Origin of the sequence: Desulfurobacterium pacificum, assembly GCF_900182835.1 — a bacterium.
Lineage (GTDB): Bacteria > Aquificota > Aquificia > Desulfurobacteriales > Desulfurobacteriaceae > Desulfurobacterium_B > Desulfurobacterium_B pacificum.
Window position 1 is genome coordinate 1 of record NZ_FXUB01000007.1, and the last position, 12,265, is coordinate 12,265.

The following is a 12,265-nucleotide window of genomic DNA, read 5'->3' on the forward strand; positions in this document are numbered from 1 at the left end:
AAGCTTATTCGTGTCCTGTTCGCTATGCTTTCTAAGGGTCAGTGCTTTCAGCATCCTGCTCAGGCTCCGTGTTTAATTTCTGATAGTTGACTCCTCTATAAATTTCCTTTCTACTTCATTTCGCACTTACTATTATCCCACCTATTATAGGAATCTCTAAATTGTTATTAAAAATGATATACTTAAATCAGCTTCTAATGAAACTCAACTAACTCCGGGAGAGAAACTATGAAAGTCGCCGTATTCGGATTCGGAAGCCTTAACTACTATCTTAACAAATTGAACGTCCCCGAAAGGTTGGGAGGAGAACCTCCCTACGGCGGTTCAGCAATGGCGTTAGAATTTGCAAAAGCTGGATACGACACGGTTTTAGCAGACCCTAACCTTGACAAAGTTCCAGCTGAAGTCATTAAAAAGTTAGAAGATGCAGGTGTTAAACTAACCGGTGACGACGTTGACGCAGCAGAAGGTGCAGACGTAGCCATCCTGTTTACACCTTTCAGAGCTGGTATCACGTTCAAAGTAGCCGAGACGATTCTGCCTCATTTAGCAGAAAACGGCGTTATATGCACAACCTGCACAATGTCCATACTGGTACTCAACTCTTACCTTCAGAATGCCGTTTTAATGGAAGGAAGAGAAGACGTTGGCTTCTCAACCATGCACCCTGCTGCAATACCGGGGACACCTCAGCACAAGCACTACTTAATAGCAACGAACGAACTACTCAAAAGACCGATAGTTTCTGAAGAACAGATAGAAAGACTCAAAAAGTTAGCAGAAGATGCCGGCAAGAAAACTTATCTACTGCCAGCTGAATTGGTTTCCCCTGTGGGGGATATGGGAATTGTGACAACTGCAATAGCCTTTGCCGGCGCAATAGAATACTACAGAGTCGCAAGGGATGTTCTCAAAACGAGACGTTCAATGACAGAGTTTCAAATAGTTCAATCTTTGCAGGTAGTTGCCAGCCTTGTAGCAAAATACGGATTAGGCGGCTTAATAAAACTTCTAAATATTGACGCCATGAAGGATTCTCTCAAGTCCATGGTTTTAGACGAAAACATACAGAAGACCACGCTCAGCGCTTCCGAAATATTAGAAAAGCTTCCAGAAATTGCACCGGAACTCTTGAAAGAGGCAGAAACCTTTACACCTTCAGAGCCGTGCCATCCTTCAGCTCCATCACCGATGTTGCTTAACTACATGGAAGAATTGGTTGGCGATGACGTTTTGAAAGGTATATTAAGAGAAACCTGGAAGAAGTTTTATAGTGACGTATCTCAGAGAGAAGAAAGCTAATAGGGAGGATGAAATATGGCAAGCAAAAAGGAGCAATTAGAGAGCATTCTTTCCGACCTTGCAGATTCTTTAGGTTCCGACCTGTTTGGCGCTTTAATAGCCACTCCTGACGGTCAGGTTGTAGTTTCCACTGTTCTCAAAAGCTCCCTCAACGACCAGAAGTTAGCAGCTATGGCAGCAGCTGTAGTGGGAACGTCGGAAAGGCTTGCGAAGTTGGTGGAAGCAGGGGATTTTCACGATGCACTGGTAAGGTGTAGCAACGAAAACATTTTATCCAAGAAAGCAGGTAGAAGGGCAATACTGGTGTGCGTTGTAAAATCGGATGCAAACATAGGTCTTCTCAACATTGAAGTAGAAGATGCTATAGAAAGGATTATTTCCGTCTTAGGTTCCTGATGCTGGTAGAGATAACCTCTACCATACACGTTAGCAACTACTGTTCTCTGCCGGTGAAGTGTCACTTCTGTGGATTCGCAGCAGGCACTTCGCCGGAAGGTTACTTCCAGAACTTTTCACGACTATCTGAAGATGTAAAAAAAGCCGCCATATCCATTGAAAAAAGTGGAATAAAGAGAGTTAGTCTATCTGCAGGTTATGGGAATTTTTCATTAATTCTCAGAGCTTTAGAAACGGTAAAAGAACACACTAACCTGAAAGTTTTAATCAACGTAGGCGGAGACTTAGATAAACAGAAAATAAAAACGTTAAAGTCGGCCGGCGCAGATACCATCTGCTGCAACTTAGAAACTACAAATAGAGAGCTATTTCAAAAACTAAAGCCATCAGACTCTTTTGAACAACGCTTAAAAGTGTGCTTCTGGATTAAAGAAGAAGGGATAGAACTCTCTTCTGGGATTCTATTAGGTATAGGTGAAACGGAAAAAGACAGAGAAGCACATATAAAGCTCCTGAAAGAAATAGAAGCAGAAGAGATACCTATCATGAGATTCCAGCCTTACAGAGGAACACCTCTTGAGAACAAACAACCTCCTCCTATACCAACGCTAATCAACCTCATTAAAAAAGTAAAAAATGAAATTAACCCTAAACGAATCACTATTCCATTTCCCACTATTGACTACAACAATTTGATAGAAGTCATCAAGGCAGGCGCTACAAATATTGCCACCGTTATCCCTGAAAACTATCCTTTCATAGTGAAAGGAGTGGCAAAACCGGAAGCAGGAATATTAGAAAAAATCCTCCCCCTCCTCTCCTCCGCCAACATCAAAACAAACGTTAAAACGCGAGAAGCCGATGCTAAACTTTAAAAACGCTTACCTTGAATCCCTAACGGGCAACCGAAAAGGTGACAAACCTGAAGAAACAGAAAAAATCGTAGAGCTGCTCAAAAAGGGAATGTTAGGTATAGCAACGAACAACTACAAAAAATTCCTGATAGCCAAAAAAGTCGCTCAAAGCTTTGGAATAAAGAGTGTCCAACAAATAACTATTCCAACAAACTGTTTTGACCTGACTCCCATTCCAGCTCTCTCAAAAGCAACTGCCGGTAGTTTCATTTCAGACTGCGACTTCCTGTTAGCCCGCGGAAGGCTTGGCGCTCCAGGAAGCGGCGCCCTGACAGTCCTGATTCACAAAAGCGGCGCAATAGTTTCAGCCGTAACGTCCCCTCCCTCCCACATTCACAAGCTCCCCTTAGAACAAGCCTTAATAGCCAACGTATCAGCACTTTTCCAGCGGTTAGGAATGAAAAGAACCGGGAAAGGCATAACCGAAAAAACAGAAACAATCTACTCAAACGCTACATTCTTAGACCTGATACGAAAAATAGCAGAAAAAAAAGCAAAACTCTTAAAAACCTTTAAAGGAAATTCACTTTTAATAATCGGCGGCTACCTGTGGGGCGCATTCCTGCCAAAACTGCTCAAAGATAACTTTCAAGAAATCTACATCTACGACATCAACCACGACGTTCTCCAGTTATGCTCTACTATCTCAAAAGCAAAACAGCCTGAAACAGACAAATTTGACCTTATCATAGACCTTACAGGTTACGGCGGCGTAAAAGTGGAAAAAGAAAAAGCAGGCAAATTCACGGCTAAAATCACAGTGAGCGAAGAACCGTCGGCAGACAGAAAACTAAAAACCGAAAAATCCCCCCACTACCTCCTCAAACTCAAAAACCGCAACTTCAACACAAGCGGAACGATGACCCTCACCGTCAAAATCTCAAGAAATGCCGCAGATAGAGCAGAAAAAGAACTCCCCATCCTCTACGCAGTTCCACAGCTTTCCTTCTTTGAATCCCTGCTCTTTGAATTCTCATCTCCAGACTCTTTCCTGAACGCCCTCAACAATCCTATCCTGTCCGTTTCAGCCCCAAAGGGCAAAGTAAAAAGCGAAGACCTTGACGAAATCATAGAAAAAGAGGTGGGAAACCTTGAGTTTATCCTTGAAAGAGTTTGAAGAAATCGTAGAAACGCTCGCACCAAAATCGTTCATAATGGAAGGTGACTTCTATGGCTGGTTGAACTCACCGCCCAAAAAGATAGATTCTGTTGCCGTCGCCGTTGACCTGCCCTCTAATCTTATAGGTTGCTCCGTCCTCATTCTCCATCACAAACCCCTCACCGTTCCCGAAATACCCACATTCATTCTCCACACGCCCCTTGACAGGTGCAACGGCGGATGCCACGAAGCCCTTTTAAACACTTTCGGATTTAAAACCTTCCAATACATCAAAGACAGATTAGGCGTCTTCACAAAAACGCACATAACTCCAGAAGAACTGCTGAAAAAAGCAAAAGAAACCTTTAAAAACGTCCCCTTACGATACCGCTTCTTCAAAAGAGAAATCAAGAAAGTTGCCTTTTTTAGCGGTTGCGGTCTCAACTACTTCCCATTCCTGAAAGAATGCGAAAAACTAAACGTTGATGCCGTAATATCCGGCGACCTGACCCACAAGTCCTGCCAGTTCCTCCTGCACAACAGAATAAGCTTCATAGATGTCCCGCACCCGCTAACGGAAGTTTTCGGCGTAAAAAAGTTTGCAGAAAAGCTGTCAAACTACGTCAAAACAACCTTCATACCACCGGAGGTTCCATTTGACGTTTGCGTCGGCTGAATGCTTTACCCACTGCCAGATAGGAATAAAAATCCACCACCTCTCCGCCCCCTACACTCCCAACCCCTTACCGCTAAAAGTTGTTTTTGCAGGATTTTTCCCCACCGTAGAATCGGCAGAAAAGCTCTTAAAAATCAAACTACCAAAACCCCAACATACAATAAAAGGAATAAAAGTTTACGACGAAAAAACAGACCTTGAAGCAGCGTTTCTACTTGCAAGAGGCGTAAAGGATATTTTCAACGCCGAAATAGCCATCGGCTCATCTGCAGGAATAGGCAGAGGCGCCGTAGTCATAATCTACAACGAGAAAACCTACTTCCTGCGCTCTCAAGTAAGCGCAAACCTTTTAGACTCAAGTGCCGAAGAGATAAAAGAGCGCAGCCAGTCTGCTGCCGAGCTTACGGTAAAAGCCATAATTTCCCTCGTCAAACACAAAAAAATCCCCCCTTTCCTGGAGGCGCTGAATTGGATGAAGTAAAAAAGTTAGAAGAAAAGCTCAAACCCTTTGGCTCTCTCCTCCTTTTAGGTGCAGGAAGGCTCGGCTTTAGAGTATTTGAAAAGCTAATTCAGGTTCACAGAGGAGGCTTCAAAAAAATAACCGTCTTTGACGGCAGCAGAATTGACGGAAAAGACGCTTACCACCTATCAAAAGGTGCCAGAATAGGTGAAAAGAAAGTGGAATTTCTAAAAAGGCTCTATCCCGTAGAGCGAAATTACAGAATTGTAGAAACGTTCGGAGTTAACTTCTCAAAAGAACACTTCCATCTAATAAAAAACCACGATGTAATCGTCTCCACAATAGCCGGAGGAAACACACTTAACTTAGTCGCTGCCATTTCAAAGGAGGCAGAAAAACACGGCATCCCCCTAATTACAACAAACGGCGTATTTGGCTTTGGCGATGAAGAGGTAAAAGTAGAAAAACTACAAAAGGCAGGCGCAGGTCCCGCCCTCTACCTAAAAAAGCTAACCGGCGCTGAAAACGTCTTCGTCGTTGGAACGGGAAAACTGATAAAAGACGGACTCCCCATAACTTCAACCATACTTGAAAACGTTGCCGAAAAGATAGCAATACTTTCTCTTAAACTACTTTACGGGAGAAAAACATGAAAGAGCTGATAAAAGGTGCAATTGAAGGTAACTTTGAAAGCAAAAAGTCCCTCATGGAAGAAGGCAGGAAAAATCCCGAAAACCTCCTCTCCACACTCAAAACTTTAACAGACGAAGAACTCCAGCGTTTAGGAACGGAAATGAAGGCGTTTCCGTTCGGCTGTAACGTGATAGAAACCCTCGTTGATGTCGTGAGCTTGAAGCAAAGCATAGACGAAATAAAAGGCGCCTTCAGACTTACAGACCGTTTAGGCTTCACCGTCCACGTCTGCTCATACGTTGTTGCAGACTTAGCAGAAAGAGAAAACAAAACGCCCCTTGAACTTTTAAAAGAACTAAGGCAGCTAACGGACATGCCGATGGATGCAGACCACTTCGGCGCATCTGGACCTATGCGCTACCCCGAATACATCTCAAAATGCCCCGCCTACTGCTACAAAGAAGGCAAAGGATTTAACGGATGCCCGAGAGGAAGAATTCACAGAAGGCTGATAGAAAAAGAAAAACTCTACGAAAACGAAAAGGAAGGCTGGGCAGAGCTTGTCCAGTCAATAAGCGTCAGCCTAATGTCTTTCCAGAAAGAAACCTCTCATTCGGCTTCTAAGGAAGAAACTCTTTCAGTTATAAAGTTTGCAAAAGAAAGAGGCAAAGGGGTCGGCGCAATCATATGCGTAGGAAACGGCGAAGACGAGCTATTGAAAGGACTAATAGCCTGCATGGAATACGACATAGATGAAATCGTTATAGAGGGAGGACCCTACAACACGGCAGAAAACAGACCGAGAGCCTTTGGAGAAGCAATTGTTGCTGCAAGAATTCTCTCAAAAGGCAAAATTGTAGCCTCAAACGGACAGTATGAAGATGAACTGAGGTTTGGATTAAGGTGCGGACTCAACAGCGTGATAACAGGATTTCCCGGCAACCACCACGCCTACATGTCCGGTTACTATCCCGAAGAGATAACCCCCGACAAGTTCGGTCTTCCAAAAGTTGTAGAGGTAATGAACCAGGAAATCAAAAAATCCCCCTTCCCCGTCCCATCAGACAGAAAAACGATAGAAATCATAACGGCTTCTGCAAAGTTTTTAGGCTTTGAATACCTCTACCCTTCTTTTGAGTTATGCGGCATTCCTTTAGGCGACGCCCACTGGTTTTTAACTCTCTCTTCACCGCTTGGCAAAAAGGTAAAAACGAACTTCACACTCAAATCGGTGAAAGAGCTAATAACAGAAAGGAAAGTAAAAAGGCTGGGGATTTTAGGAGCAAGGTTCTTAAGCTGGGGAATTGCCCACCACCTTTCAGACGTTGTAGAAGAAGTTCACATAAGCGATAAAGACCTAAAAGCTGAAGAATCCACATTTAAAGTGCTTTCAGAAAGCCTGCCGATAAAGGTAAAAAGGCACTACGGAAGCGACGCTTCCTGCATTGAAAGTTCAGACCTTACAGTTTTAGCATCATTCATTCCAGAGCTAAAAGAAAGGTTCCGCCAGATAGAAAAAGTAATTCTTTTATAAAAGGGAAGGGGATTACTCCCTCTCCCTCAAAAATAGCTTTTTCAATACCTCAGCCGCAACGTCTTTACCGCCAAACCCAAAAGCAAGGGCAAATGCAAGTCCAAGCCCTATTGAGATAGAGAATACAACGATTTCTATAACTCTGCCGGAAACTCCAACGTAAGGTAGCGCTATAAATATAGCAGCAACGATAAACGCAGCCTTTATCAGCTTTCCTATTTCTCTGTTTTCCACTCTGCTTTCAAATATTGAGCCAAAGTAAGCACCTGCAAAAACGATGGCAGAGGCAACAACTAACTTGAAGGCTATTACCGTGAACTTGTAGGTAATTGAGTAAAGCGCCTGAGCTTCAATGTAGTGAAAAGCTTGAGAAAGACCTATCAAAACGGCAAAGGCAACAATCACGTATCTGACAAGCTCGTCAAACTTTAACTTATCGGAAGAAATTCCAACAACTTTGGCAATCTCGTCAAAGTTAAGCTCGTTAACGATTTTTGACGCAACGTCAGCTACGAACCTGCCAACGTAGTAGATAATTGCAAAGATAATTATCGCAGCTATGATTCTTGGAACGGCATTTAAAATAGAACCTATCATGGCAATGGCAGGTTTTGAAATAGCTTCTATTTGCAGAGCGTTAAGCGCAGCTATGGCAACGAACAGAAGAATCATAAGGTAAACAAAGTTGGCAACGGCACCGCTCAAATCCTCTATGCCGTATTTCTCACCAATCTCTTTAATCTGGAACGTGTCAAGGAGCGAGTGAACGAACTCTTTTGCAATCTTTGCAAAAAATCCCCCCGCCACCATTATCACAACAGCACCAATCAAGTTCGGCAGGTAAGCACCAACCTTGTTCAGAAGGTCAAGAAACGGTTGCGTCACATACTTAAGTCCTAAAACTTCTAACACTGCAACGGCAGTTACTAAAAGAATCAGGTAGTAAACCAGGTCTCCTGCACTTTTTGGCAGGTCCTTCTGCTTCTTCAACACCTCAAAGCGCTCAAAAATTGCCCTAACGCCCGCACCTGCAAGAGCAGCAATAACCCAACCGATAACTGCAATTACAACGGCTTTAACCGCAACAATTGCGTAAGGTATCACTTCCTTCCAGATGCCGTAAACCTCCATTTTCCCGCCTCCTTAAATTTTGTTAAACTATACTAAGTAGAAATATATGAAAATTTTCTCACTTTTCAAATAATTTTCTTTACATATTAATAAAATTCTTCCTCACTCAACATCGGATAATGCTTCTTATTGTATGTCCACAACTTCATCCCCCTTTTCTTAGCAGTTGCAGCAATCAAAGCATCTGCAAGCTCAACTGAATGAGATTTTCTAAACTTTCTAACAAATTCTCCTGCAAGTTCCCCGGTTTCTCTATCTATTGGAATAACAGGAATAGCTTCAAGTAACTCTCTGGTTTCTAATTCCTCTCTTTTGCGCATACCGGCAAAAATTTCAGCAATCTGAACAGGCGTTATGTAAAGTTTCCCCCTCGTTTCTTTTATTGCCCTTTCAAACTTCTCTTTAACTTCCTCATTTCCTCGCAATACCCAAATCAGCACATCAGTATCTATAACTATCAATCCTTTCCCCTCTCCTTAACTCCCTAACGAAAGTTTCAACATCTATCTGTTTATCTTTCCAGGTACCAAAAGCTCTGCCAAGAACTCTTAAAAGTTTTTCTTCTCTCACACTTTCTTCTTTAAAAACTTTTCTCAACTTCTCAACCATTATCTCAGAAACCGTCTTACCAGTCCTTTTGCTCTCTTCACTAAGTAAGGAAAAAAGCTCCTCATCTAAACTTATCTGCATCTGCTTCATCATATTCCCCACAATTATTTATACCTATAGATTAATCCTCAAGCACCACACCTGCAAAGATTATACCCCCACTATTTGCCTCACAAAAAAAGTATTATACATTTTGTTAGCCGACACCCCCTAAAAGCGAGGCTGAAAGATGGGAAAAAAACTCCTTATCGTAGAGTCACCTGCCAAAGCCAAAACGATTCAAAGATACTTAGGCAAAGACTTCATAGTCAAAGCGTCTATGGGACACGTAATTGACCTGCCAGAAAAAGAGTTCGGCGTTGACATAGAAAAAGACTTTAAACCAAAATACGTAACGATAAAAGGAAAGGACAAAATACTCAAAGAGATAAAGAAAACGGCAAAAGAAGCAGAAGCCGTTTACCTTGCAACAGACCCGGATAGAGAAGGAGAAGCGATAAGCTGGCACATAGCCAACGCCCTTAAAAGGTTGAAAAAAGACGGCATATATAGAGTCCGCTTTCACGAAATAACGAAAAAAGCTATAGCTGAAGCCGTTAAAAACCCGGATAAAATAGACGAAAACAAAGTAAACGCCCAGCAGGCACGCAGAATATTGGACAGAATCGTCGGCTACACGATTTCTCCTCTCCTCTCAAAAAGGTTCAAAAAAGCTCTCTCAGCAGGTAGAGTTCAGTCAGCAGCGCTAAGGCTCATCTGCGACAGAGAAGAAGAAATCAGAAAGTTCGTTCCAAAAGAATACTGGACCGTTGAAGCCACATTTGAAAAGGAAAAGAGCGAGTTCCCGGCAAAACTCTACGCCGTTGACGGCAAAAAGTTAGACAAGTTCTCAATAGAAAACGAAAAACAGGCTAAAGAGTTAGTTGAAAGGGCAAAATCCGCAGCGTTCACAGTTACCCGCGTTGAAAAAAAGGAAAGGCGCAGAAAACCCTATCCGCCTTTTATCACCTCAACGCTCCAGCAGGAAGCTTCAAAACGGTTCGGATTTCCAGCAAAAATGACCATGCAGATAGCCCAGCAACTCTACGAAGGTATAGACTTAGGAAGCGAAAGGGTAGGTTTAATTACCTACATGAGAACGGACTCAACGAGAGTGTCGGACGAAGCAGTTAAAGAAGCAAGAAAGTTCATAAAAGAAGCGTTCGGCAAAGAATCCTTGCCTTCAAAAGCAAGAGTTTACGAAACAAAAAGCGCCAGCGCACAGGACGCCCACGAAGCGATAAGACCAACTTCCGTTTTCAGAACGCCAGAAAGCGTAAAGAAGTACTTAACGCCAGAACAATTCAAGCTCTACGACCTAATCTGGCGCAGATTTGTAGCTTCACAGATGAAAGACGCCGTTTTCAACACCGTATCTACAGACATAGAAGGCAACGGTCTTACCTTCAGAGCAACCGGAAGCACGCTAAAAGATGAAGGCTTCCTTAAGGTTTATCCGGTAGAAGTAGAAGAAAAGCTCCTGCCGCCGCTGGAAAAAGGCAATTCAGTTAACCTCAAAGAAGTTAAAGGCGTTCAGCACTTTACAGAACCGCCCCCAAGGTTCACAGAAGGAACGTTAGTAAAGGCGTTAGAAGAGGAAGGAATCGGCAGACCATCAACTTATGCCACAATCATCTCAAACATCATCCAAAGAGGCTACGTTGACAAAGAAAAGCAGAAGCTAAAACCGACAGAATTAGGCGAGTTCATCAACTCCATACTTAAAAAGCTGTTCCCAAGAATAGTTGACATAAAGTTTACCGCCTCCATTGAGGAAGAGCTGGACAAAATAGAAGAAGGAAAAAAAGACTGGAAAGAACTGCTGAAAGAGTTCTACTTCGGAGAGTTTAAGAAAGTTTTAGAAAATGCAGAAAAAGAGCTTAAAAACATAAAGGGCGAAGAAATAGGAAGAATTTGCCCCGAATGTGGCGCTCCGCTTTTAAAAATTCACGGGCGCTACGGAGCGTTTATAGCCTGTTCAAACTACCCAGAGTGCAAGTACAAAGAAAGCCTAAAAGAAAAAGAGGAAAAGACAGGAGAAAAGTGTCCTAAGTGCGGCGGTGAACTGGTGATAAAGAAAGGAAGGTTTGGAAGGTTTATAGCCTGTTCCAACTATCCAGAATGTAAGTACACTGCCCCCATCACTTATGGAAAGTGCCCAAAGTGTGGCGAAGGAGAAATAGTAGAAAGGAGAAGCAAAAAAGGTAGAATATTCTACGGCTGCAGCAGGTATCCGAACTGCGACTACGTTTCAAACAAACCGCCAGAGGGAGCGAAGAAATGAAAATAGCAATCGTTTCTGATTCCCACGACAATTTAGAGAAAATCAAGCGCTTCACTGAGATTGTGAATAAAGAATCCGTTGACCTCGTAATCCACTGCGGAGATTTTGTCTCTCCGTTTTCCATTAAGCTTCTGCTGTCAGAATTAAAGTGCGATTTTTACGGGGTTTTCGGCAACAACGACGGAGAAATTGCAGGACTTATCTCCGTTTCCGGTGGACTTATAGAGAAACCACCCGCTTTAAAGGTCATAGACAACAAAAAATTCGCCATAATGCATGAACCTTTATTCGTTGAAAGCCTCGCTAAATCGGGCGACTTTGACTACATCCTCTACGGGCATACTCACGAAATAGATACGAGAGTGATAAACGGCTGCCAGGTTATAAATCCAGGAGAGTTGTGCGGTTATTTAACGGGAAAATCCACGTTTGCTATACTTGATACTTTACAAAACGTAATTGAGGTGAGAGAGGTTTAATGGAAGCAGTAAAAGTAATAGAAAAGTTACTGCTGAGGGATTGCGCAGTAAAGGAAGAACCTTCTCACCACGATTGCTGCATAGTAACAACGTCTTCTATCGTCTGGAGATTATCTTCTCTATTTCCCGAAAGCTATATCATCGCAAACTCTGCCGTTCAGGCGTTCCCGAACCTGACATCAATCTACTACGCCGTCAAAGAGCTTTCCGTTCCTTTAGTGGCAATTGCAGGTTCCTCCGCACTTGACCTTGAGAAGTTCGTTTCCTTTGAGTTTCAGGCATCTGAAGTGGAGTTTAAACTACTAAAGAAAATCTACGAAGAAAACTCCGACATAATAGTTTCACTCTACGAAGAGGACGAAAAGAGCCGAAAAGCAGCCTTAATGGAAATAAACATAGACGTCCAGATAGAAAAACTCCTCTCCATCCCCGAACTTTCAGAAAAAATAGAAAAGAAAGAACTGCTGCTGTGCGGTTTCGTTTTAGATGAAGCCTGCGTTTACGGAGAAAGAAGCGGTTTCTACCTGATAAACCTTAACGGTCTCAAAGACCCGGAAGAGATAAGAAACAGCGACCTGCTTTCCAGCATTCCAGAATCATTAAAGGAAAGAAAGATAAAAAGAATTCACCTGCAGTTTTAACGAAAATTTAACGTCTAACTGGTAGAATTAGCACTATACCTGTAAGGTGGCTACTAATAGTTAATAAT

14 protein-coding genes are annotated in these 12,265 nt (G+C 42.7%); 11 read left to right on the forward strand and 3 right to left on the reverse strand.

Annotated features, from left to right (window positions below; translation table 11 throughout):
- Positions 1–228 precede the first annotated feature (228 nt).
- Genes QOL23_RS08245 through hmdC form a run of 8 tightly spaced genes read left to right on the forward strand, consistent with a single transcriptional unit; the run spans position 229 to position 7,014 of the window.
- Positions 229–1,302 carry a H(2)-dependent methylenetetrahydromethanopterin dehydrogenase-related protein gene (locus QOL23_RS08245; RefSeq protein WP_283401113.1) on the forward strand — a complete coding sequence of 358 codons (1,074 nt, stop codon included), beginning with the start codon at positions 229–231 and terminating at the stop codon, positions 1,300–1,302.
- Positions 1,303–1,317: 15 nt separating this feature from the next.
- Positions 1,318–1,698, forward strand: coding sequence for a roadblock/LC7 domain-containing protein (locus QOL23_RS08250; protein ID WP_283401114.1), 381 nt, complete (start codon positions 1,318–1,320; stop codon positions 1,696–1,698).
- Entirely contained in the window at positions 1,698–2,573 is an 876-nt protein-coding gene (locus tag QOL23_RS08255) for a radical SAM protein (protein ID WP_283401115.1), read from the forward strand. Before QOL23_RS08250 ends, QOL23_RS08255 begins: the two co-directional genes overlap by 1 nt.
- Positions 2,560–3,729 (forward strand): FeGP cofactor biosynthesis guanylyltransferase HcgB family protein, encoded by a 1,170-nt coding sequence (locus tag QOL23_RS08260; RefSeq protein ID WP_283401116.1) that lies wholly within the window; start codon positions 2,560–2,562, stop codon positions 3,727–3,729. The genes QOL23_RS08255 and QOL23_RS08260 overlap by 14 nt, the downstream gene beginning before the upstream one ends.
- Positions 3,704–4,387, forward strand: coding sequence for a Nif3-like dinuclear metal center hexameric protein (locus QOL23_RS08265; protein WP_283401117.1), 684 nt, complete (start codon positions 3,704–3,706; stop codon positions 4,385–4,387). Before QOL23_RS08260 ends, QOL23_RS08265 begins: the two co-directional genes overlap by 26 nt.
- A complete protein-coding gene (locus QOL23_RS08270; RefSeq protein WP_283401118.1) occupies positions 4,368–4,868 on the forward strand; it encodes a FeGP cofactor biosynthesis protein HcgF family protein in 501 nt (166 codons plus the stop codon). The genes QOL23_RS08265 and QOL23_RS08270 overlap by 20 nt, the downstream gene beginning before the upstream one ends.
- Positions 4,856–5,500, forward strand: coding sequence for a ThiF family adenylyltransferase (locus QOL23_RS08275; RefSeq protein ID WP_283401119.1), 645 nt, complete (start codon positions 4,856–4,858; stop codon positions 5,498–5,500). Before QOL23_RS08270 ends, QOL23_RS08275 begins: the two co-directional genes overlap by 13 nt.
- Complete coding sequence (gene hmdC / locus QOL23_RS08280; protein ID WP_283401120.1) at positions 5,497–7,014, forward strand: 5,10-methenyltetrahydromethanopterin hydrogenase cofactor biosynthesis protein HmdC; 1,518 nt, start codon at positions 5,497–5,499, stop codon at positions 7,012–7,014. The genes QOL23_RS08275 and hmdC overlap by 4 nt, the downstream gene beginning before the upstream one ends.
- Before the next feature lie 12 nt (positions 7,015–7,026).
- On the opposite strand, the gene QOL23_RS08285 is transcribed toward hmdC, so the two are convergent.
- The 3 genes from QOL23_RS08285 to QOL23_RS08295 all read right to left on the reverse strand — a co-directional run bounded on the left by QOL23_RS08285 (position 7,027) and on the right by QOL23_RS08295 (position 8,844).
- Positions 7,027–8,145, reverse strand: a complete 1,119-nt coding sequence (locus QOL23_RS08285; RefSeq protein WP_283401121.1) for a mechanosensitive ion channel — start codon at positions 8,143–8,145, stop codon at positions 7,027–7,029.
- A gap of 86 nt (positions 8,146–8,231) precedes the next feature.
- The gene (locus QOL23_RS08290; RefSeq protein ID WP_283401122.1) at positions 8,232–8,606 is read right to left on the reverse strand and encodes a type II toxin-antitoxin system VapC family toxin; all 375 of its coding nucleotides are present in this window, start codon (positions 8,604–8,606) and stop codon (positions 8,232–8,234) included.
- On the reverse strand, positions 8,587–8,844 hold the full coding sequence (locus tag QOL23_RS08295; RefSeq protein WP_283401123.1) for a hypothetical protein: 258 nt from the start codon (positions 8,842–8,844) through the stop codon (positions 8,587–8,589). Before QOL23_RS08295 ends, QOL23_RS08290 begins: the two co-directional genes overlap by 20 nt.
- A 139-nt stretch (positions 8,845–8,983) precedes the next feature.
- Between QOL23_RS08295 and topA the strand changes: the two genes are divergently transcribed.
- From topA to QOL23_RS08310, 3 genes are read left to right on the forward strand one after another with little or no spacing between them, the layout of a single operon-like run.
- Positions 8,984–11,077, forward strand: a complete 2,094-nt coding sequence (gene topA, locus QOL23_RS08300) for a type I DNA topoisomerase (RefSeq protein ID WP_283401124.1) — start codon at positions 8,984–8,986, stop codon at positions 11,075–11,077.
- Positions 11,074–11,556 carry a metallophosphoesterase gene (locus QOL23_RS08305; RefSeq protein ID WP_283401125.1) on the forward strand — a complete coding sequence of 161 codons (483 nt, stop codon included), beginning with the start codon at positions 11,074–11,076 and terminating at the stop codon, positions 11,554–11,556. Before topA ends, QOL23_RS08305 begins: the two co-directional genes overlap by 4 nt.
- Positions 11,556–12,197 carry a carbonic anhydrase gene (locus QOL23_RS08310; RefSeq protein WP_283401126.1) on the forward strand — a complete coding sequence of 214 codons (642 nt, stop codon included), beginning with the start codon at positions 11,556–11,558 and terminating at the stop codon, positions 12,195–12,197. The genes QOL23_RS08305 and QOL23_RS08310 overlap by 1 nt, the downstream gene beginning before the upstream one ends.
- The last annotated feature ends 68 nt before the right edge of the window (positions 12,198–12,265 follow it).